20 protein-coding genes and 1 riboswitch are annotated in these 20,167 nt (G+C 73.7%); of the genes, 11 read left to right on the forward strand and 9 right to left on the reverse strand.

The features are described 5' to 3' along the window. Nucleotides 1-273 precede the first annotated feature (273 nt). Entirely contained in the window at nucleotides 274-1,434 is a 1,161-nt protein-coding gene (locus C4U44_RS20300; RefSeq protein ID WP_200823328.1) for a PP2C family protein-serine/threonine phosphatase, read from the forward strand. Here C4U44_RS20300 and nicT read toward each other — a convergent pair. After that, nucleotides 1,423-2,562 (reverse strand): Nickel transporter NicT, encoded by a 1,140-nt coding sequence (gene nicT / locus C4U44_RS20305; RefSeq protein ID WP_103887285.1) that lies wholly within the window; start codon nucleotides 2,560-2,562, stop codon nucleotides 1,423-1,425. The two genes, C4U44_RS20300 and nicT, sit on opposite strands and share 12 nt — an antisense overlap. A gap of 35 nt (nucleotides 2,563-2,597) precedes the next feature. Then, a riboswitch (cobalamin riboswitch) is annotated at nucleotides 2,598-2,797 on the reverse strand. A 124-nt stretch (nucleotides 2,798-2,921) separates the two neighbouring features. Between nicT and C4U44_RS20310 the strand changes: the two genes are divergently transcribed. Continuing rightward, nucleotides 2,922-3,866, forward strand: a complete 945-nt coding sequence (locus C4U44_RS20310) for an aminoglycoside phosphotransferase family protein (protein ID WP_235032218.1) — start codon at nucleotides 2,922-2,924, stop codon at nucleotides 3,864-3,866. Nucleotides 3,867-3,893: 27 nt separating this feature from the next. Here C4U44_RS20310 and C4U44_RS20315 read toward each other — a convergent pair whose 3' ends face one another. From C4U44_RS20315 to C4U44_RS20335, 5 genes are all read right to left on the reverse strand, one after another. Next, a complete protein-coding gene (locus C4U44_RS20315) occupies nucleotides 3,894-4,514 on the reverse strand; it encodes a hypothetical protein (RefSeq protein WP_103887286.1) in 621 nt (206 codons plus the stop codon). A 116-nt stretch (nucleotides 4,515-4,630) separates the two neighbouring features. Beyond that, nucleotides 4,631-5,251, reverse strand: coding sequence for a histidine phosphatase family protein (locus tag C4U44_RS20320; protein WP_200823329.1), 621 nt, complete (start codon nucleotides 5,249-5,251; stop codon nucleotides 4,631-4,633). Between the two features lie 19 nt (nucleotides 5,252-5,270). After that, nucleotides 5,271-5,678, reverse strand: coding sequence for a RidA family protein (locus C4U44_RS20325; protein ID WP_103887434.1), 408 nt, complete (start codon nucleotides 5,676-5,678; stop codon nucleotides 5,271-5,273). Between the two features lie 119 nt (nucleotides 5,679-5,797). Next, the gene (locus tag C4U44_RS20330) at nucleotides 5,798-6,196 is read right to left on the reverse strand and encodes a hypothetical protein (RefSeq protein WP_200823330.1); all 399 of its coding nucleotides are present in this window, start codon (nucleotides 6,194-6,196) and stop codon (nucleotides 5,798-5,800) included. Nucleotides 6,197-6,295: 99 nt separating this feature from the next. Further along, entirely contained in the window at nucleotides 6,296-8,125 is a 1,830-nt protein-coding gene (locus C4U44_RS20335) for a beta-galactosidase (protein ID WP_103887287.1), read from the reverse strand. A gap of 397 nt (nucleotides 8,126-8,522) precedes the next feature. Here C4U44_RS20335 and C4U44_RS20345 point away from each other — a divergent pair, with 397 nt between their 5' ends. The 5 genes from C4U44_RS20345 (at nucleotide 8,523) to C4U44_RS20365 (ending at nucleotide 13,319) form a co-directional block, all read left to right on the forward strand. Next, a complete protein-coding gene (locus C4U44_RS20345; protein WP_103887289.1) occupies nucleotides 8,523-9,323 on the forward strand; it encodes an SGNH/GDSL hydrolase family protein in 801 nt (266 codons plus the stop codon). Nucleotides 9,324-9,557: 234 nt separating this feature from the next. Then, complete coding sequence (locus tag C4U44_RS20350; RefSeq protein WP_146088304.1) at nucleotides 9,558-10,109, forward strand: DUF6083 domain-containing protein; 552 nt, start codon at nucleotides 9,558-9,560, stop codon at nucleotides 10,107-10,109. Between the two features lie 242 nt (nucleotides 10,110-10,351). Next, entirely contained in the window at nucleotides 10,352-10,642 is a 291-nt protein-coding gene (locus tag C4U44_RS20355; protein ID WP_235032219.1) for an Imm32 family immunity protein, read from the forward strand. Nucleotides 10,643-10,832: 190 nt separating this feature from the next. Further along, a complete protein-coding gene (locus C4U44_RS20360; protein ID WP_103887291.1) occupies nucleotides 10,833-11,759 on the forward strand; it encodes a DUF3626 domain-containing protein in 927 nt (308 codons plus the stop codon). Between the two features lie 69 nt (nucleotides 11,760-11,828). Beyond that, complete coding sequence (locus C4U44_RS20365) at nucleotides 11,829-13,319, forward strand: ATP-binding SpoIIE family protein phosphatase (RefSeq protein ID WP_322973646.1); 1,491 nt, start codon at nucleotides 11,829-11,831, stop codon at nucleotides 13,317-13,319. Nucleotides 13,320-13,390: 71 nt separating this feature from the next. Here the strand turns inward: C4U44_RS20365 and C4U44_RS20370 are convergent, their stop codons facing one another. The 3 genes from C4U44_RS20370 to C4U44_RS20380 all read right to left on the reverse strand — a co-directional run bounded on the left by C4U44_RS20370 (nucleotide 13,391) and on the right by C4U44_RS20380 (nucleotide 16,670). Then, the gene (locus C4U44_RS20370) at nucleotides 13,391-14,215 is read right to left on the reverse strand and encodes a VOC family protein (protein WP_103887292.1); all 825 of its coding nucleotides are present in this window, start codon (nucleotides 14,213-14,215) and stop codon (nucleotides 13,391-13,393) included. A 356-nt stretch (nucleotides 14,216-14,571) separates the two neighbouring features. Further along, nucleotides 14,572-15,408 (reverse strand): hypothetical protein, encoded by an 837-nt coding sequence (locus C4U44_RS20375; RefSeq protein WP_235032220.1) that lies wholly within the window; start codon nucleotides 15,406-15,408, stop codon nucleotides 14,572-14,574. After that, nucleotides 15,408-16,670, reverse strand: coding sequence for a VWA domain-containing protein (locus C4U44_RS20380; protein ID WP_103887293.1), 1,263 nt, complete (start codon nucleotides 16,668-16,670; stop codon nucleotides 15,408-15,410). Before C4U44_RS20380 ends, C4U44_RS20375 begins: the two co-directional genes overlap by 1 nt. A gap of 211 nt (nucleotides 16,671-16,881) precedes the next feature. Between C4U44_RS20380 and C4U44_RS20385 the strand changes: the two genes are divergently transcribed. The 4 genes from C4U44_RS20385 (at nucleotide 16,882) to C4U44_RS20405 (ending at nucleotide 19,889) form a co-directional block, all read left to right on the forward strand. After that, nucleotides 16,882-17,610, forward strand: coding sequence for a DUF4232 domain-containing protein (locus tag C4U44_RS20385; protein ID WP_103887294.1), 729 nt, complete (start codon nucleotides 16,882-16,884; stop codon nucleotides 17,608-17,610). A gap of 14 nt (nucleotides 17,611-17,624) precedes the next feature. Further along, a complete protein-coding gene (locus C4U44_RS20395; RefSeq protein ID WP_235032221.1) occupies nucleotides 17,625-18,314 on the forward strand; it encodes a class F sortase in 690 nt (229 codons plus the stop codon). Nucleotides 18,315-18,415: 101 nt separating this feature from the next. Next, nucleotides 18,416-18,904 (forward strand): RNA polymerase sigma factor, encoded by a 489-nt coding sequence (locus tag C4U44_RS20400; protein WP_235032233.1) that lies wholly within the window; start codon nucleotides 18,416-18,418, stop codon nucleotides 18,902-18,904. Beyond that, nucleotides 18,888-19,889 carry a DUF4232 domain-containing protein gene (locus C4U44_RS20405; RefSeq protein ID WP_103887297.1) on the forward strand — a complete coding sequence of 334 codons (1,002 nt, stop codon included), beginning with the start codon at nucleotides 18,888-18,890 and terminating at the stop codon, nucleotides 19,887-19,889. Before C4U44_RS20400 ends, C4U44_RS20405 begins: the two co-directional genes overlap by 17 nt. The last annotated feature ends 278 nt before the right edge of the window (nucleotides 19,890-20,167 follow it).

The following is a 20,167-nucleotide window of genomic DNA, read 5'->3' on the forward strand; positions in this document are numbered from 1 at the left end:
GCGGGGCACGATACATCTGATGAATCCGTGAGCGAAGCCCTCTCAAGTTCGGTTCTCTTCCGCTTCCTGTCAAGGATCCGGACCGGTCGGATCGCCGACAGCTCCGATGTCTTCTCGGCTCGTTCCCGGCTGGTGAGGGCTGCGGGTCTCCCGGGCGGCCGTCGCGGCGTCGCGCTTGCGGGCCTCCCGCCAGCCGTTACCGTTGAGGGACGAAAGCCCGCGGCAGGCGCGGCGGGCGGCCCCGGTCACCAGGCGCCATGAGGAGCACGGGCGATGGGAGAGCGAGCCGCGTTGTGGAGGGCGCCCGGGTTGCTCGCCACGCTGACGCTGGTGGCAGGCGCCCTGCTCGACCTCTTCGGCCCGAAACCGTACGTGGGTCTGCCGCTGCTGGCGGCGGCGCCGCTGGCCGCCGCCGGGACCCTGTCGTTGGGTGTCGGCGTGCTCTTCGCGGTGCTCGCGACGGTCGCCGCCGTCGTGCTGGACCTCGGCCAGGGGCAGCCGCTGCTGGCGACCCTGGTGGACGCGGCGGTGGTCGGCGTGGTGGGGGTGCTGGCGCTGGCGGTCAACGTGCTGATGAGACGGCAGGTGACCGAGCTCGCGCGGGCAACGGCCGTCGCGGAGGCGGCGCAGCGGGCGGTCCTCCCCCGGCTCCCGGCCCGGGCCGGGCCGCTGGCCGTCGCGTCGACGTACACCGCGGCGCAGGCGGAGGCGCGGATCGGCGGCGACCTGTTCGCGGTCCAGGAGACACCGTTCGGCGTGCGGCTGATGATCGGGGACGTGCGCGGCAAGGGACTGCAGGCGATCGGCGCGGTGTCCGTCGCGATCGGGGCGTTCCGGCAGGAGGCGGAGCACGCGCCGAGCCTGGCCGCGCTGGCCGCGCGGATGGACAAGGCGCTGGCGCGCAACGCCGCGCGGGAGGGCGTGGACTTCCCGGCCGAGGACTTCGCCACGGCGCTGTTCGCCGAGGTGCCCCTCGACGGGCGCACCCTCCTCCTGGTCAACCGGGGGCACCCGGCGCCCTATCTCGTCTCGGGCGGGTCGTTCACGCCCTTGCGGCCGAGCGTGTACGCGCTGCCGCTGGGCATGGGACTGCCGGGCGCGGCCACGCACGAGCGCCCGATCGACCGCTGGCCGCTGCCGACGGGCGCGAGCGTGCTGTTCGTGACCGACGGGGTCACCGAGGCACGGGACGGCAAGGGGGTCTTCTACGATCCGTGCCGCTCCGCGCTGGCCGGCCGGGACTTCGCGGATCCGCGGGACCTGGTCGACGCGCTGACCGAGGACGTGGACCGGTGGACCGGCCATGACCGCCAGGACGACATGGCCGTTCTCGCCGTGACCCGCACCCCGGCCGCCGGGGCGACCTCCCTGTCGCCGCCGTCCGCGTCGCCGTCCGTGTCACCGCCCGTGTCACCGCCCGTGTCACCGCCCTGAGGACCCGCCCGCCGCCGCCCCGCCCCAGCGGTGCTCGACCCGGGCCAGGCGCCAGTACGCCAGCGCGCACGCCCAGACCACGACGAAGAGCCCGGCGATGACGTAGCCGACGTTGTTCAGGTCGATGCCCGCGACCTGGTCGGTGAAGGCGTTCCTGAACCCCGCGTTGTCGTGCAGGACACCGACGAGTTCGATGGTGCCGATGACGAAGGCCACCGCGATGGACAGCCCGGTGATGGTGAGGTTGTAGTACACCTTGCGCACCGGGTTGGAGAACGCCCAGTGGTAGGCGAAGTTCATGAAGGTGCCGTCGAGGGTGTCGAACAGGCTCATGCCGGCGGCGAACAGCAGCGGCAGGCACAGGATCGCGTACCAGGGCAGCCCTGCCGCGGCGCCCGAACCGGCCATCACCATCAAGGTGACCTCGGTGGCGGTGTCGAAACCGATGCCGAACAGCATCCCGACCGGGAACATCTGCCCGGGGTGGCGGATCGACCGGGTCAGGCGGCCCAGGACGCGGTTCATGAAGCCGCGGTTGTCGAGGTGCTTCTCCAGCTCGTGCTCGTCGAAGTTGCCGGCGCGCATCTCCTTGAACACGCGGTGGATGCCCGCGAGGGCGACCAGGTTGAGCGCCGCGATGAGATAGAGGAAGGACCCGGACACGGTGGTGCCGATCACCCCGAGGGTGGCGTGGGTGCCGGAGTCCTGGTTCGAGAGGGTACCGGCGATCTTCGCGCCGCCCGCGATCAACCCGGCCAGCACGATGACGATGCTGGAGTGCCCGAGGGCGAACCAGAAGCCGACCGAGACGGGCCGCTGGCCGTCGGCCATCAGCTTGCGGGTGGTGTTGTCGATGGCGGCGATGTGGTCGGCGTCGAAGGCGTGCCGCATGCCGAGCGTGTACGCGGTGACGCCGAGCCCGACGCCGAACGCCTGCTTGCCGACGGCGTAGTGGTGCGGCGCGACCATGACCACCAGGATCGCGAACGCCACCACGTGCAGGGCGGCGACGGCGGCCAGCAGCACGCCGGTACGTATCAGGTCCGCGCGGCCGAAGCGCCGCAGCGGGGGAACCGGCGTCGTGCCGGCCGGGCCGGCGGGCGCCGGGCCGATTTCGGGCAGGGTCATGTCGGGGCAGCCTCTCCAGCACCTCGTGGACAGTGTCGTCGTGCGGTGCCGTGGCCGGTCTCCTGGCTTACGGGTCGAACGCCGCCGCGCTCGGCCTTCCCGGCCGCACAGGCGACCAGTGGCCTCCGCCCCGGCATGCGGGGCGGAACGAACACGACGACTTCCCGATCACAGTGGCGAGGGCCGCTTCGGTATCGCACCGATCTTCCCGAGCACCACGGCGCAGCCAGCGTAGGTGGGCGTTCCGGTACGGGCAACTTCGTCGCAGGTGCGAACTCCTCGCGCATCGTGCGCGGACGGCCCGGTGCGGAGGCCAAAACCCGTTGCGGGGGCGCGGGTCCGCGTTCCACCATCCCTGGGTGATCGAGAGCTCTGAGAGCAACTCCCCCGTCGATGGGGGCGGCAGGGCCGACGGGCGGGCCGGGATCGACGCCGCGCTGGTACGGCGGCTGCTCGCCGAGCAGTTCCCGCAGTGGGCGGGACTGCCGGTGGCGCCGGTTCCCGTCGACGGATGGGACAACCGGACGTACCGGCTCGGCGACGCGATGACGGTACGGCTGCCGACCGCCGAGGGGTACGTCCCCGCGGTGGCGAAGGAGAACCGCTGGCTGCCCGTCCTGGCCCCGCAGTTGCCGGTGCCGGTGCCGCCGCTGCTCGCCACCGGCGAACCCGGCTGCGGCTATCCGTACCCGTGGTCGGTGCGCGGCTGGCTGGCCGGGGAGACCGCGCGCGCCGAACGCATCGGTGACCTGGCCGAGTTCGCCGTCTCGGTGGCCGGGTTCGTCCGCGCCCTCCAGCGCGCGGACGCCTCCGGGGGCCCCGCGGCCGGCGCACACAGTTTCCACCGCGGCGGTCCGCCCGCCCACTACGACGACGAGACCCGGCAGGCCCTCGCGACACTGCGCCGCCGTCCGGGCCACGGCATCGACACCGACCGGGCCGAACGGATCTGGGACGAGGCCCTCACCAGCCGGTGGGAGGATCAACCGGTCTGGTTCCACGGCGACATCGCCCACGGCAACCTGCTGGTCGAGGACGGCCGGCTGGCCGCGGTCATCGACTTCGGCACCTGCGGGGTCGGCGACCCCGCCTGCGATCTCGTCATCGCCTGGACGATGTTCTCCGGACGCAGCAGGCAGGCGTTCCGCGCGGCCGTCGGCCACGACCCCGCCACCTGGTCGCGGGCCCGGGGCTGGCTGGTCTGGAAGTCCCTGATCTGCCTGGCGGACCAGATCGACACCGACCCCGCGTCCGCCGCGGAGCACCGCCGCTCGCTCGACGAGGTGCTCGCCGACGAGGGGTGAGGGTGGTGGGTGCGGGGGCGCGGCTGATCAGGCGGGCGCGGCCCCGGGGTCGATCTGGGGACGGTAGCCCGCGCGCAGCGCCGCCACCGAGGACGGCGGGGTGACCACCACGGCCCGCCCGGCGGAGGGCACCCGACGCCGCGCCCCGTAGCCGTCTCGCGTCCACTCCACCAGGGCGCCGCCGCTGAGCAGTGCCGGGGTCCGCCCGTCGAGGAGCACGAACACGCCGTCGGGCAGCCCGGACCACACCATGTCGTGCAGGCGGCGCCGGTGGGTGCCGCGGTACAGCCGCTCGGCGTGCAGGTGCCGGTTGATCTCCCGGGCGGAGGGCACCGGCACGGACAGCGCGCTGCTCCACGCCTCGCGGTACTCGGTGTAGGCGGCGCGGCGGCACTCCGCGCAGGGGCGGTGCCCGGCGGCCAGCGACACCGCCTCGTCGTGGAAGAACAGGTACGTGTAGTGGTGCGGCTCCCACTGCCGCCGCCAGCGTCCGCGGAACTCCAGAGCGCAGGTCAGCCACGCGTCGCTCGCGTGGAAGCGGACCACCCGGTGACCGTCGTGCAGGATCCCCCGGTTGCCCGTCCACGCCCCGCGCAACGCAAACGCGGCGACCTCGCCGAGCGGGGTGACCCGGTTCCGCTCCGCCACCGCTCCCACCTTCCGTGCTGCCCGGCACGCCCCTTGCGGTCCTGACTCCAGGCAACCACGGCCCACTGACATCCGGCCGCCGTCCGCCGCACCCGCGTCCCCGGCGGTCCAGCGTCTCAGTTCCCCGTGGGCGCGGGGGCGGGCCAGGATTGGCAGTGCCAGGTCCGGCCGTCGTGGATCACGAGGAAGGGGGCGGCGTGGGGCAACGGGGTGCCCCAGACCGCGGGGCCGAGGCCGCAGAGGTGGCTCAGGGCGGCGGTGAGGGACGCGACGTGGCCGACGACGGCGACGGTGTCGCCCGGGTGGGCGGCCGCGATGTCGTCGAAGGCTCCGGTGACTCGCGCGAGCACCTCGTGGCCGCTCTCGCCGTCGGCGACGCGCTGGTCGAGGTCCTGGCCGACCACCCAGGCGTGCAGCACCTCCGCGGTGCGGCGGTGGACGGCCGGGTCGGCCGAGCCCTCGAAGGTGCCGATGCCGACCTCGACGAGCGAGGGCAGCGCCCGCGTCACGACGCCACCGGCGGCCTCGGCGACGATCCGCCCGGTCTCGCGGGCGCGCAGCGCGCTGCTCGTGCAGACCGCCACCGGCCGGTGGGCGGCGAGCACACGGCCTGCCGCGGCGGCCTGCTCGCGGCCCCGGGCGGTGAGCGCCGCGTGCGGTACGGCGCCCGCGATGCCGGAGGTGACGTTCTCCGACTCGGCGTGCCGCAGGCACCACACGCGCAGGTGGGCGTTCATCCGCGGGTCCTCCCCCGGGTCAGGGCAGCGCCGCGGTCAGGTCGACCTCGACCAGTTGCCCGCTGTAGCCGAGCCGGGTGACGCCGAGCAGGGTGCTCGCGGTGGTGAACGCCGGGCCGATGACGGAGTCCGTGAGGCGGCGCCAGGCGGCGCCCAGCGGGTCGGTCTCGTCGCCGCACACGTAGATGACGGAGCGGACGACATCCTCCGGCCCGGCCCCGACCGCGGCCAGCGCGACCAGCGCGTTCGCGGCGACCTGGTCGATCTGCGCGTCGAGCGATCCCGCCCCGACCAGCGCCTCGGCGCGGTCGAGCGGGACCAGGCCGGCGAGATGGGCGGTGCGGCCCGCCTCGACCACGGTGACGTGGCTGTAGCCGGCGGTGGGATGGAGGTCGTCGGGATTGATGCGGGTGATCCTCGGACTCATGCCGGTGAGTCTGGCGAACGGCGCCGACCGCGTCACGCGGTTTTCCGCGCGCTGCCGGGCGATCCGGCGGCCGTCGAGGTGGTCCGCCCCGCGCCGGGGGCACGGAGCCGGCCGTCGGATCAGCACTCCGGCTTCGCGCCGCGGCGGGCGGCCACCGCGCCGAACAGCGCCCAGCCGTCCGCCTCTTCGGCCACGCTCCCCTCGGGACGCCACCCTCGGGCCAGGGCCTCGTCGAGCAGAGCCCGCGCGGTGCCGGGCTCGTGCAGGTTCAGCGCCGCGCCGCCGACGACCCCGACGGTGCCCGAGGCCGTCGTCGCCCCGCCCGGCACGTACCTGCCCGGGGCGGCCCGGAACACCACGCGCAGGCACCCCGGCCGGCCGGACCGGCGGATCACCACGACCTGGCGGCAGTCCTCGTACCGGCCCTCGCCCCGCGCCTCGTGGCGGTGCAGCACCGACCACCTGAACTCCGCCTCGCCGACGGCGAGTCGGCGTGCCCTGCCCTCCTTGCGGCTCACGCGCCGATGCTACGGCGGCCCGGGCCCGGTGCCCGCGAGGGGCGGACCGGGTCCGGGCCGCAGACAGCGACGGCGACCGCGCCAAGCGACGCGCGAGCGTTACGCGCAAGCGGCCGGCACCGGAGTGCCGGACGGGATCGCGCCCGGGACGACCTTCCACTCGGCGAGGGCGCCCGTGGCCAGCGTGGCCGCCGCGCACAGGCCGCCGTCGGCGCCGGCCTTCTGCGGGAGGACGGTCCCGCCGGCGGCGTCGACGAGGTGGTAGCTGCCGGAGACGAGGTTCAGGCCGGAGGGCAGGACGGTCACCGGGCCGTCGTAGCCGGTGGTCGGGCTGATCCCGGCCAGGGTGAGCGACGCGCTCCTGCGGTCGTTGGCGACCGCCGGGACCGTCTGCGCGGTGCCGGCGCCGGAGAGCCGGACGTACGCGGGTGCGTACTGCGCCATCTGCGCGTCGGAGGTGAGCAGGGTGCCGCCCCCGGACTGGTAGGACTTCAGCGTCGCGTCGACCCCGTTGAGCGGGAGCACCGCCTTGAACTGCCCCAGCTTCACCGCCCCGTTGGCGACCTCCTGGCTGGTCACGACGGAGAAGCCGGCCTGCTGGGCCAGCCACAGGTTCGTGATGTGGTCCTCGGGCGCGCCGAGGCTGCCGCCGGAGGGGTTGCCGTAGGCGAGCGAGTAGTCGATGTACACCGCGGCCGGCTTCGTCGGGTAGGACCCGGTCATCCCTTCGAGGGTGGGGACGAAGCCGGTGTAGACCGGCCAGCCGATGGTGTCCTTGCTGGTGCCGTCGTGGATGAAGAAGTCCTCACCGCCGTTCTGCGGCAGGTCCATGGCGTGCAGGGACACCCACTGGGCGGCCTGGGCCTTCATCGAGGCGTCGTCCGTCGGCGCGGTCCACTCCTGGGCGACCTTCACGCCGTATGCCCGCGACAGGCTGCCGAACAGCATCGACAGGCCGGGGCTGTTGGCGGCGTCCTCGATGATGGTGACGCGGTACTGCTTGGCGACCTTGAAGAAGGTGTCGGGGTTGTTGGCGTAGTTCGCGCCGTCGCCGACGTGGCCGCCGTAGTAGAAGTACAGCGGTGTGTTGGTGACGGCGCGGGCCGCGGCGGCGAGCCTGCTGTAGGTGTCCTGCACGCTCCAGGCGCGGAACGCCTGGTAGACGCCGGCCAGCGGCTGCCCGGCCGGCGCGGCGGGCACCTGGTCGAACGAGCTGTAGGTCGTGCCGTTCGCGGTGTTGAACGCGGCGACGGTGCCGTAGGTGCGCGGCAGGTAGGCGCTGTGGAACTCCGCGACGTCCGCCGGGGCGAAGCCGCCCGCGCCACTGTTGATGTCCCACTGGGCGTCGAGCCGGCCGTAGTCGAGGATCGAGCCGCCGTACCCGGGGTTGGACACGATGTGCTTCAGGGTGCTGGTGACGTAGTCGAAGTACTCGGGCTGCTCGGTGGGGTCCCACCACACGGGCTGGTCGCCCTGCGTGCCGTCGCTCTTGACCTCGCGGCTGGTGATCCAGTTCGCGGGACTGCCGCCCCAGCCGGCCTGCCAGAAGATCGGGACGACCTTGATGCCCGCGGCGGCGGCGTTGCCGAGCTCCTGGTCGAGTTCGGTGAAGTCGTAGTGGCCGGCGGACGGTTCGAGGGTGTTCCACGGCAGGTCGATCTCGACACTGTTGAGTCCGTCGGCCTTCAGCGCGGCGAAGCTCGCCTGGGACCAGGCGGTGCCGTGGTCGTCGAACTGGAGCTGGGTGGCCCACAAGGTGCCGTCCCACGCGGGCGCGGCCGCCTTCGGGGGCCGCGCGGCGGAGCCGCTCGGGTGGGCGGCGGCGTTCGCGGGCAGCGCGCCGGACGCGCCGATCAGCAGGGCCGCCGCGCAGCCACCGATCAGGGGCAGCGCGCGGCGGCGGAACCCGGGCAGGGGTCGTCTGGTCATCGGGGCTTCCTCTGTCGTGTGGGGGCCGGCCGGTGCGGGAACCGGCGTGCGGGTGGGGTGGGACCGGAGGAGCTGAAGGGTCTGGTGAGACTGGTGACGACAGTGCGCGACTCGCTCAGACCCTAGAGAGGGCCGGCGGACTTGTCTACGGCATCGCGCAGAATGCCATCTCCGCCCGCACGCCCGCCCGTTGCTCGCCTGCCTCCACGCGAAGCACCCACACCCCTCCCCAACTGCCTTGATGTGCATGCCTCGTGACCTCGACGCGGTCCGGCAGTCTGATGTGAGGCAGCATCAGCCCGCTCGACTTCTGAGCAAAGTCCTTCATTTTCCCGCACGTTTCCTGGCGCGAGGCGGCTTCTTTCGCCCGCGCCGCGCGAAAGGAGACTCCCCCACCATGCGCGGAACCCTCCCTCGCCGGGGACGCCCCGGCCGTTCCCCCGCCGCCGCCCGCCGGCGCGCGCTGTCCCTGCTCGCCGCGCTCGCCGGACTGCTCGCGGCGCTCGTGGTGGCGCTGCCGCAGACCTCCGCGGTCGCGGCGATACCGGGCGAGTCCAACGGCGGCGTCCGGATCATGCCCCTCGGCGACTCCATCACCGACGGCTACACGCCTTACCCCGGTGGCTACCGGGTCACGCTGTGGCAGGACCTGGCCGGCGCGGGCCATCTCGTCGACTTCGTCGGCTCGCAGACCAACGGGCCGGCCGAACTCGGCGACCACGACCACGAAGGCCACCCCGGCTGGCGCATCGACCAGCTCGACGCGAACATCGTCGGCTGGCTGAACGCCACCGACCCGCGCACGATCCTGCTGCACATCGGCACCAACGACATCAACCAGGACGACGACGTCGCGGATGCGCCCGCCCGGCTGTCCACTCTCATCGACCACATCCTCCGGACCAAGCCGGACGTGCAGCTCTTCGTGGCCCGGATCATCACCGAGCAGGGCGAGCCGCACGCCACGATGGTGAACACGTACAACGCCGCGATCCCGGACATCGTCGCGAGCAAGGGCCCGAACGTCCACCTCGTGGACATGCACGCCGCGCTCACCGCGGACGACCTCGCCGACGGCGTCCACCCCAAGCAGGAGGGGTACGACAAGATGGCCGCGGTCTGGGACAGCGCTCTGGAGTCCGTGCCGGCCAGCCTCCAGCCCCTGCCCGCCACGCCGGCGCCCGCGTCCGCCAACTGACCTTCTGCCCTTGGGGCTTCGCCCCGGGCGTCACCGGGAGTCGCCCGCATCGCCGAGGCCGACCGGTTCGGATCGGGTCCCGGCTCTCGGGCCTGCCCGCACATCCGGCTCCCCCGGTCGCCGAGCGATCCCTGCCCGTCCGCCGGCGTCGAACCGGCAGGTTCGCTCGACCAGCAGGATTGGGCTTGAACTCGCCCTATTACTCGGTGCGCCCACGTGCTCACACTCGAAGGTATGGGTGGTGGGCGCACCGAACAGCGGCACGTGTGTGGGGACTGCGGCGACCCGAGCCGGCCGGCGCAGATGCGCGGGGTGGCGTTCCCGCTCGAGGTGATGCGCTGCGATCCGTGTTGGAACCGGGTGGCGAACGAGATGGCGGACCTCGACGGGGCAACGGCCCTGCCCAGGCCCGACCCGGGTCCGGAGAGCTTCGAGCCGATCGAGCCCGACGAGTGCCCCAAGTGCGGCATGGAAGTGCGGACCGTGCTCACCAACTACGAACGCTGGGTGCATCTGGCGACCAGGTCGATGCGGGCCAAGGAGGTGCCGCGTCGGTACTGGTGGCGGATCGAGCCCACCAGACCGGGCGGTACGACGTACGTCGTCGGCTCGATCGCCGTACGGGTCGGAGGGATAGACCCCCTGCCCGACGACCTCGTCATGCCGGCGCACACCGTCGTCTGCGCGGACCTCGACGCGATCGGCGAGGTGCGTCGCGCCCGGCTCGCCGACGTGGAACGGCAGTACCGGTTGCCGCCGTCCGTCGAGGAGTTCGAGGACGAGTAGCGGGTGTCCCCGCGTGCCCGCCACCCGCTCGCCCGACGGGGGCACCGCACCCGCGCGTGACGCTCGTCGAGCGATCACGTGCACCGCCGAGCAGCGGACGGGGTGGGCGTTCCCTGCCGTCCGTTTCCGTCTCATTGAGCCACGAAGGCGAACGACCCTATGGCTCATCCAACGGACCTGGAAGGCGTGCACCTACGCGCAACCTACTGGCTCAGGCCCCGGTCGATGGGTGATCCTTGCGCATGACCTCCGAATCGAACGGCTCTCCGCCGGTGTCCACGCGCCTCAATACGGTGGCGGACGGGGTGACGAGAGTCTTCACGTGGGAGGAGGGTGCGCGCATCGAGGTGCGCGACCTCGGCGGAGAGATCGTCATCGAAGCAAACGCCGCAGGGCTGAAGACCCTGGCCGACCATCTGCTCACACTCGCGCGGGACGGCACGCCCGACGGGGCTCATCTCCACCTGGAGGACTCCAACGGACTCGAAGCCGGGTCCGCGAGCCTCGTTCTGGAGCGGTGCGACGGCGAATGAACCGCGCCGGACCGGGTGAACGGTCCCGCGGCACCACGGAGACCTCGCACCGCTGGTACGAGCTCGGCCCCTGCGCGGACGGGTCTCAGCGATCCATCCATGGGACGTCGCCCACGCGGCGACGTCCGCCGGGGCAGGCTCCCCCGAAATCATGTGCGCGGGTTCGCGTCCTGCCGGGCACACTGCGGGGATGACGAGCAAGGACCTGCCACCCACGCCCGCGCAGCGGGCCCTGCGCCATGTCGAGGGGCTGTCGGCCGGCGGCCCGCTCGACCCGCGGTTGCGGGTGACGCTGAACTTCCATCCGGACCGGGCCCACGGGGACCGCGCGATCCTGGCCACGCTGGCCGCCGACGGCGTCTACCGCTCGCAGTTCGTGACCGGGAGCAGCAACGGCGGCCTCACGGCGTACCCGGGCGGCGACCGCTGGCGCTGGGAGAGCCGGATCTTCGGCGCCGCGTACGACGACGCGCCGCCCGAGCAGCGGCCGGTGTACGGCGCACTGAACTTCCGCCGCCGCCCGACCGGCGCGGCGCCGCGGTTCGGCTCCGCGCACTTCCGGCTGGCCGGGCACGTGCTCGCGCGGACCACCTTCTGCTACCCCGACAGCTTCTGCGAGCCCTCCGACTTCGGCGTGGCCGCGCGCATGGCGCTGGTCGCGCTGGCGGAGGCGGACCGCGCCGACGCGCTCGACGACTACGTGGAGGCGCAAGTGCACCGGCCGGTGCGGCTCGCGGAGGACGTCGAGGCCCTCGTCCTCGACCCCTGCTACCGCGGCACCGCGGTGGAGGAGCAGGCCCGCGCGCTGCCCTTCCCGCTCCAGTGGCACGGCGGATTCCGTCTCGCCGTCGAGGAGTTGCGCCGGCATCCCGACTACCGCGGCCCCCGGTTCGTGGAGCTGGGGGCCCGGATCGCGGTCGACGGCCGGCTGGACCCGGCGGTCATCGGAGCGGCGGTGGCCGGCGGCCGGTACGACCCGCAGGACCTGAAGAAGGTGTGGCACTGCCTCGCCCGGTTCGGCGCGCCCGCACCGGAGCCGTCACCCGCGGCAGCACCCGCACCCGCCGCACCGGTCACTCTCAGCGACCACGATGTCTCTGACGTAGGCTTTCGGTAACGCCGGTTCACCTCGGAACGGAGGCGGGTGGACGCGAGGCGTTCCCGTCGACTTGTCGAAGGGGGCAAGGTGAATCACACCGGCGCGGAATCGGGCGCCGACGCGACGGCACGCTACGGCCTCGCGCCCCTGTGGCGCGCGGCGCCTCTGCTGGTACTCGCCGCCACCGCCACCGCACTCGTCCTGACCTCACCCACCGGCCACTTCGGACTGGTCCTCACGGTGGTGCCCTTTCTCGCCGCCGCGGTGCACGGAGTGCAGGCCACCGCGCTCATCGGCGCGCTGACCGTGGCGACCTACGCGGCGCTGCGGCACTGGCAGCCGGAGGACAGCACCGACATGTGGGTGATCCGGCTGGGACTCGTGGCCGCGACGGCGTCGGTCGCGGTACTCATCAGTGTCGGCCGGGCACGGGAGCGCGCGCTGACCCGCAGCCGCGACACCTCGCTGGTCCTGCAACGGGGGCTCCTGCCCCATGACTTCCCCGCGAGCAGCGCCGCGGAGGTGCGCTACCGGTATGTGCCGGCCGACACCGCGGCGGGCGTGGGCGGCGACTGGTTCGACGTGATCCCGCTGTCGGGCGCCCGGGTGGCGCTGGTGATGGGCGACGTCGTCGGGCACGGGGTTCAGGCGGCGGCCACGATGGGGCGGTTGCGCACGGCGGTGCACACCCTCGCCGACCTCGACCTGGCACCCGACGAGGTGCTGGCGCGGATGGACGACCTGGTGCTGCGCATGAGCGAGGGCGACGAGGGCAACGAGCCCGGCGCGTCCTGCCTGTACATGGTCTACGACCCGATCACGCGGACCTGCACGATGGCGGACGCCGGCCACACCCCGCCGGCCTTCGTCTCCCCCGACGGCCGGGTGGAGTTCGCGCCGGTGACGAAGAACCCGCCGCTGGGCGTGGGCGGGGTGCCCTTCGAGGGCAGCGAGGTGACGCTCGACGAGGGCACCGTCATCGCCCTGTACACCGACGGGTTGCTGGACCTGCGGCACCAGGCCGCGGACGACGCCACCCAGACGCTGGCCGCACTGCTCTCGCCCGGCACCGACCGGGCGGGCCGGGACGGGGCGGGCCGGCAGCAGGACGTCCTGGAGGGGATGTGCGAGCGGGTGTACGCGCACCTGCCCGCCGAGCGCGACGACGACGTGGCGCTGCTGCTGGCGCGCACCCGGGTGCTGGACGGTGACCGGGTGGCGATGTGGGAGCTGCCCGCACGACCGGAGGACGTCGCGACGGCGCGGGCCGCGCTGATGGCGCGGATGGAGGCGTGGGGCCTGGCCGAGCACGCGTTCGCGATGGAGCTGGTGGTCAGCGAGCTCCTGACCAACGCGGTACGGCACGGCAGCCCGCCGGTGACGCTCCGGCTGATCCGCGACCACGCGCTGATCTGCGAGGTCTCCGACGGCAGCAGCACCTCGCCGCACGCGCGCCGCGCCCAGCCGTGGGACGAGGGAGGGCGCGGGCTGTTCCTGGTCGGGCAGGTCGCCGACCGCTGGGGCACGCGGTACACGCCGTCGGGGAAGACGATCTGGGCGGAGAAGTACCTCGACTGAGCACGCCGCCGGACCCGCGGGACGGACGGGCGGGTCCGTGCTGCCAGGATCCGCTGCCAGGACCGCTCCGGTCAGTTCGCGGGTCCGTCGGCGCGGTCGGTGATCACCGTGAACAGGCCGCCGTCGGGGTCGCGCAGTTCCGCGAAGGCACCGGAGTAGGTGGCGCCCTGGCGGACCAGGGTGCCGCCGAGGCCGCGCGCGGCGGCCACGCACGCCTCGATGTCGGGAACGGTGAACTGCACGTCCCAGTGCGGCCGCACCGTCGGGTCGGGATCGGCCTCGACCGCGCCGGAGCTCAGCCGGGCGACGACCGCGCCGCCGCTGCGCACGACGACCTCGTCGTGCTCGTAGTCCACGGTGCACCCGTCCGGGCTGCCGTCGGCCCACTGCATCACGCCGCCGTAGAAGATCGCGGCCTCGAAGGCGTCGCGGGTGCGCAGCCGCACCACCACGGGCCCCTGGTCGTTCCAGCTCTCCCAGCCGCTCGGCAGCCGGCCGTCCCACACGCCGAAGACCGCGCCGTCCCGGTCGGCGGCGAGCAGCGCCCGGCCCTTGGCGAAGGCGACCGGGCCGAGCGCCACCGTCGCGCTGCGCTCCCGGATGCGGGCGGCGGCTTCGTCCACTTGGGGGACGAAGAAGTACGGGGTCCAGCCGACCGCGATCTGGAGGTCCGTGGCGACCGCGCCGATGCCGGCGACGGGGCGGCCGTTGCTGAGGGCGACCGCGAAGTGGCTGCCGAGGGTGGTGTTGCGGAACTCCCAGCCGAGCACGCTGCCGTAGAACTTCTCCGACGCCTGGAGGTCGCGCGCGGTGAGGTTCGCCCAGCAGGGGGCTCCTCGCGGCGCGTCCACGGCGGGCGCGGTGGCGGGGGGCGCTGACGGGTGCTCGCTGGTCACTGGGGTGCCGCTCCGTTCGGGACAGGGAAGGACTCGGGGATGGCCCGGTGCCTCGCCTCGCCTTCCCCGGTACGGCGTGATCATGCCTGGCGGTTCGCCCCGGTCCGCGGGAATCCCGCGGCCGCGGACCGGCCGGCAGCCGACCACGCACAGGACGTTACCGGGTCCGGGCCGTGCGTGACCGGTCGGGGTCCACTCGCCGGACCGTCGGGGTCCGCCGTGGGCGCAATCGGGGGCCGGGCTCCCGGCCCCCGCGCCCGGAAGGACCGCACGGAACGACGGACCGGGCCGTGCGCGGCACCCGCGCACGGCCCGGTCGTCCGGTCCTCCGGAATCCCCGGTCTCCCCCGCTCGCCTCAGTCGCCGTACCCGGCGGGCTCGCGGGGCCGGTCCGGGCGGTCGTACATCGGCGGGCGGGAGGGCGCGGGCGGCCGCAGCGGACCGCGGGCCAGCCGGTGGCCGGCGAAGGCGAGCAGGATGGCGAGCAGCCCGCCCCCTCCGGTCCACAGCCAGCGCGGCGACCACCAGGTGCCGGCCCAGCCGTCCGAGGGCGCGACGCGGGGGCCGTTCGCGGTCACCACCGGGGCGACGGAGCCGTCGACGGCCTGGCTGCCGGCGGTGCCGTCGGAGGTGGCCTCGACGGTGGCGTGCACCGGCTGACCGAGGTCGGTCGAGGGCAGGTCCAGCACGGTGACGCGCACGTAGTACGCGCCGCGCAGCGGGTCGTTCGACCACGGCTCGGCCCAGGAGCGGATGGTCCGCAGGTGGCAGACGAGGTCGACGGACGTCGCGGACGCGGCCGCGGTGGCGGTCTGGGTGCCGTAGCGGCAGGGCTGGCGGCGGCGCAGGCCGTCGTAGACGTCGACCTGCCAGCTGGACGCGCCGTGCCGCGTCGAGGTGGTGGGGAAGGTGACGGTGGCGTGCACGGTGACGTGCTGCCCGGTGTCGGCGGGGAACTGCCAGTACAGGTAGTCGCCCGCCGAGGCGTCGGCGGTGGCCTGGACCCCCTGCCCGACCACGGTGGCGGTGCGGAAGTCGGTGCCCGCCTGGGTGGGCGGCGCGTCGGAGCCGGTGGCGGAAGCGCTCGGGTCGGGGGTGGCGCTGGAGTCGTCGGCGAGTGCGGTGCCGGTCAGGGAGGTCAGCGCGGCGGCGGCCAGCAGTGTGACCGCGCCGATCAGTCGGAGCGTGCGCATCAGCGGGTCCTCCCCGTGTTCAGGCGCCAGCGGGCGGCCCAGCCGGTGATCAGCCCCGCGACGATGCCGGTGGCGGCGAGCAGGCCGAGCAGCCACCAGCCGCGGCCGAGTCCGTAGAAGGCCACGTCGGACGGCTGGTCGGGGCTGTGCACGAGGTCGATGGACAGCTCGACCGGGAGCCCGGGCGTGGTCTTGACCGAGGCGGGCGCGGAGAAGGAGTTGCCGACCTGGAGGCACACCGTCTCGGCCGGGGTGTCGTCGTCGTCCGCCTTCGGTTTCGGGTAGCGGATGCCGGCCGACACGGCGTCGGTGCGCCCGGTGCCGCTCTCGTCGTCGCGGACGATCTCCCGCCCGTGCAGGGTCACGCCGCGCAGCAGGACGCCGTAGTCGGCGTTCACCGAGCGGTCGTCGGAGACGGTGGCGGAGGCGCGCAGTTCCTGCCCGGGGCGCACGTCGACGCGGTACCAGCGGTTCTGGGAGAACGTCTCGCGGTCGCTGTACAGCCCGCGCTTGAGCACCGGCGCGCCCGCGCAGGTGTCGGCGCCCTGGGTGGCGGTGGGCGTCACCGCGACGTCCGTGCTGCGGTCGACGAGCTGCTTGACCTTGGTGGTGAGCTGCTGGCGGTGCTGCACCGTGGTGTAGGTGCCGCCGGTCGCCTCGGCGATGCAGCTGAGCTGGCTGCGGGTGTGGGTGTCGGGCACCAGGCCGAGGGTGTCGATGGTGAGGTCGACACCCTGTGCGGCGATCTGCCGGGCCACGTCGCAGGGGTTGGCCGCGCAGGTGTCCTCGCCGTCGGTGATGAGCACCAGGCGGTGGGTGCCGTCGCCGCCCTTGATGTCGCTCGCGGCGGCGAGCAGCGCCGGGCCGATGGGGGTCCAGCCGGTGGGCTGGAGGGTGGCGACGGCGCTCTTGGCCTGATCCCGGTTGAGCTCGCCGACGGGGTAGAGCTGCTTGGTGTCCTTGCAACCGGTCTTGCGGTCGTCACCGGGGTAGTTGGCGCCGAGGGTGCGTATGCCGAGCTCGACTCCGTCGGGCGTGGAGTCCACGACGTCGTCGAACGCCTGCTTGGCGGCGGACATCCGGGACTGCCCGTCGATGTCCTTGGCACTCATCGAGCCGCTGACGTCGAGGACGAGTTCGACCTTGGGGGTGGCTCCCGGCACCGGTTCCCCGGCGTGGGCGGTGGCCGGCAGCAGGCCGCAGGCCAGCGCGGCCATCAGCCCGCAGGCCGATCCGGCGGCCAGTAGCTTTCGCATGATCATCGCAGGATCGTAGTGAAGGGTGGGCCGAAACCCGAAGTCGGCTGGTCAGCAAGGTCGTTGGGGTCAATCGGACGGACTTTGACGTTTCTTTACAACCCGGGCGCGGGACCGGTCGTCTCTGTTCCCGATTCCGGACGACGGGTTCCGCGAGTCGCCCGGGGAAGCCCCGGGAGGGGCCTGGGAAGACATCCGGGGAGACAAGGAGCAGGAGATGCGCAGCAGTTCACTCGCCGCGGGAACCGCGGTGTTCGCGATGGCCGTGCTGGGAGCCGTGCCGGCGATGGCGTCCTCGCCCGTCGCGGACTCCACCGGCACTCCCATGTGCGGCACTTCGCAGCTCAGTGCCGCCCTCGGGGGCGGCGACGCGGGTGCCGGAAACCTCTACCGCTACCTGGTGATCACCAACACCAGCTCGACGACCTGCCACCTGACCGGCTACCCGGGTCTGTCGATGCTCGACGCGAACGGCCAGCAGATCGGGCAGCCCGCCACCCGGGAGCCCCGGACGTACTCCCCGGTCGTGCTGAAGCCCGGCGCGTCGGCGAGCGACACCATCCACACCGCCAACCACCAGGGCACCTGCCTGCAGCCGTCCTCGAAGCTGAAGATCTACCCGCCCGGGAACACCGCGTCGCTCACGATCCCCGGCGCCATCACCGAGTGCTTCAACACCTTCTCGGTGACCCCGATGGGTCCCGGCAAGGGCGGCAACGACGGCGGCACCCCGACCACGTCACCCACCTCCGCACCGTCGACGGGTGCCAACGGCGGCGCCCAGGTGCCCACCGTGCCCTCGGGCGCCCCCGACACCGGCCTGGCGGCGACCGGTTCGCACGGCAGTGACAGCACGGCGCTCGCCGCGACCGGCGCGGGCGCGCTCGTGCTGGGTGCGGCCGGCTTCGCGGTGGCGCGCCGCCGCAGGGTGCGGGACGGCCGTTGAGCCGCCCGGCCGGCGTGACCGCCGTACGTCAGGAGGCCGCCGGCCGCCGGGCCCGCCGCGGGAGCGCCGTGTGCGCGCTCGCGGCGGGCCTGGCGCTGCTGTGCGGGTGCGCGTCGACCGCGCCCGCGCAGACGCCGTCCGACGGCGGGTCGGTGGCGCCGAGCACCTCGGCCGCGGGCCACGTGCCGAGCCCGTCCACGTCCGCACCCGCGGCCTCGGCCTCGGCCTCGGCGCAGCCCATGGCCCGCTCGACGCCCGCGCGCCTGCGCATCCCCTCGATCGGCGTCGACACGCCGGTGGAGTCCCTCGGCCTGGCCGCGGACGGCGAGGTGAAGGTGCCGCCGATCGAGAAGCACGCCCCCGCGGGGTGGTACGACGGCTCGCCGACGCCCGGCCAGCTCGGCCCCTCGGTGATCCTCGGGCACGTCACCGTCGGCGCCTACGGTGACGGGGTGTTCCTGCACCTGGACGAGCTACGCAAGGGGGAGACCGTGTCGGTGGTCCGCGCCGACCGCTCGGTGGCCACCTTCGTCGTGGACCGGGTGCAGACCGTCGCCAAGTCGCATTTCCCGACATCGGCCGTGTACGGGAACGTCGACCACCCTGAGCTGCGTCTCATCACATGCGGCGGGACCCGGATCAGCGGGGGCGGCGGCTACCCGGACAACGTGATCGTGTACGCCTCGCTGGTGTCCGGATCGTGAACCCGACGCCGACCGTACCGGCCCGCCGACCGTGCGGCCTGACCGGGCCGGTACGGTCGGCGGGCCCCGCCGGGCAGTCACGACGAGCGAGGGGAGCGGTCATCCGGTCTCAAGAGCGCGCGGCCTCCGAGCTGTTCGCGGCCCTGTACCCGCGGTTGGCGGGCTGGGTGCGCAAGCTGGTGGACGACGACGGGACCGCGCACGAGATCGCGTCCGAGGCGTTCACCCGGCTGTGGGCGCGCTGGACGAAGGTCGAGGAGCCAAGCGGGTTCCTCTACGTGACCGCGGCGAACCTGGTGCGCGACCACTGGCGCAGACTGGAGCGCGAACGGCGCGCCCTGCGCCGGGTGACGACGGAGGAAGCGGTGAAGCAGCAGCCGGAGGCGACCGACCCCACGGTGCGCATGCTCGTGCAGTCGCTGCCGGAGCGGCTGCGCAACCCGGCGCTGCTCTACTACTACGCCGACCTGCCGGTCCGGGAGGTGGCGGCCCTGCTGGGCCGCCGGGAGGGCACCGTCAAGGCCGATCTGCACGCCGCCCGTGAACTGCTGCGCGCCAAGCTCGGGGAGCACCATGACCGGATTTCCTGACCGCCCCGGGGTTCCGGACCGGCCCGACGACCACGGTGGACCCGGGGCTCCCGGCGGTTCCGGCGGTTCCGGCCACCAGGGCGGTGGCGACCCCGGCGCGCGCGCCGATCCCTTCTCCCACACGGAGCGGTTCGACCGCCTCGGCGGGATCGACGACCCCGAGGGCGACGGCGCCCCCGACCCGGTGGAGCGCCTGATGCGGCCGCCGGGCGGCTACCTTGCCGCCCCACCGGGCTCGTTCGAGCGCATCAGGCGCCGGGCGGTGCGGCGGCGCACGGTCCGCGCGCTCGCGGGCGGCGGCGTGGCCGCCGCCGTGATCGCCGGTGCGCTCTTCGTGACCGGGGTGATCGACCCCGGCGGCAACGGCGACGAGGTGGTCGGCCCCCCGGCCAGCAACTCTCTGACCGGCACCCCCACGCCCTCCGGCACGCCGACGGCCCGGCCGTCCGGCACACCGGCCACCGGCACGGGCGGCTCGCACACCCCGGCCGCGCCCACTCCCACGACACCGACCTCCGGCGCCACCACCGGGAGCGCCGGCGCGCCCTCCACCGCCCCGACGGGCGGGGACACCACCCCGATGTGCGCCGCCTCGCAGCTCAGCGCCGCCCTCGGCGGCGGCGACGCGGGCGCCGGCAACCTCTACCGCTACCTGGTGATCACCAACACCGGCTCGACGGCCTGCCATCTCACCGGCTATCCCGGCCTGTCGATGCTCGACGCGAACGGCCAGCAGATCGGCCAGCCCGCCACCCGCAGGCCCATGGACTACTCCCCCGTCGTGCTGAAGCCCGGTGGGACCGCCAGCGACACCATCCACACCGCCAACCAGCAGGGCACCTGCCTGCCGGCCTCGACACAGCTCAAGATGTACCCGCCGGGCAGCAAGGCGTCGCTGACGTTCACCGGGCAGATCACGGAGTGCGCCGGCATGTTCGAGATCACCCCCTTCATCGCGGGCGAGACCGGCAATCCCCCGTCCTGACCCGGGCGCACGGGTGTGCGCCCGGCGCACGGGTGTGCGCCCGGCGCGGGGGTGTGCGCCCGGTGCGGGGGTGTGCGCCCGGTGCGGGGGTGTGCGCCCGGTGCGGGGGTACCTGTGAGGTACGCGAAGCTTTGAATCCGGACGCGAAGCGGTAACGGCCTGTGAGGATCCGCGGGCCTGATCGGCGTCCCCGGCCTAGCCTTGAGGACGGGGAAGGAGAGGTGACCGTGCTGCGACGATCCCGGGCCGACCGCCCTCCCGCCCCGGAGCGCTCGCAG

The sequence above is a fragment of the Actinacidiphila yanglinensis genome, from assembly GCF_900107965.1.
Classification (GTDB): domain Bacteria; phylum Actinomycetota; class Actinomycetes; order Streptomycetales; family Streptomycetaceae; genus Actinacidiphila; species Actinacidiphila yanglinensis.

Coding starts and splice junctions, on each gene's coding strand:
- C4U44_RS20300 (WP_200823328.1), top strand. CDS start 274: ATGGGAGAGCGAGCCGCGTTGTGGAGGGCGCCCGGGTTGCTCGCCACG.
- nicT (WP_103887285.1), bottom strand. CDS start 2,562: ATGACCCTGCCCGAAATCGGCCCGGCGCCCGCCGGCCCGGCCGGCACG.
- C4U44_RS20320 (WP_200823329.1), bottom strand. CDS start 5,251: ATGAACGCCCACCTGCGCGTGTGGTGCCTGCGGCACGCCGAGTCGGAG.
- C4U44_RS20325 (WP_103887434.1), bottom strand. CDS start 5,678: ATGAGTCCGAGGATCACCCGCATCAATCCCGACGACCTCCATCCCACC.
- C4U44_RS20335 (WP_103887287.1), bottom strand. CDS start 8,125: ATGACCAGACGACCCCTGCCCGGGTTCCGCCGCCGCGCGCTGCCCCTG.
- C4U44_RS20345 (WP_103887289.1), top strand. CDS start 8,523: ATGCGCGGAACCCTCCCTCGCCGGGGACGCCCCGGCCGTTCCCCCGCC.
- C4U44_RS20350 (WP_146088304.1), top strand. CDS start 9,558: ATGGGTGGTGGGCGCACCGAACAGCGGCACGTGTGTGGGGACTGCGGC.
- C4U44_RS20355 (WP_235032219.1), top strand. CDS start 10,352: ATGACCTCCGAATCGAACGGCTCTCCGCCGGTGTCCACGCGCCTCAAT.
- C4U44_RS20360 (WP_103887291.1), top strand. CDS start 10,833: ATGACGAGCAAGGACCTGCCACCCACGCCCGCGCAGCGGGCCCTGCGC.
- C4U44_RS20375 (WP_235032220.1), bottom strand. CDS start 15,408: ATGCGCACGCTCCGACTGATCGGCGCGGTCACACTGCTGGCCGCCGCC.
- C4U44_RS20380 (WP_103887293.1), bottom strand. CDS start 16,670: ATGATCATGCGAAAGCTACTGGCCGCCGGATCGGCCTGCGGGCTGATG.
- C4U44_RS20385 (WP_103887294.1), top strand. CDS start 16,882: ATGCGCAGCAGTTCACTCGCCGCGGGAACCGCGGTGTTCGCGATGGCC.
- C4U44_RS20405 (WP_103887297.1), top strand. CDS start 18,888: ATGACCGGATTTCCTGACCGCCCCGGGGTTCCGGACCGGCCCGACGAC.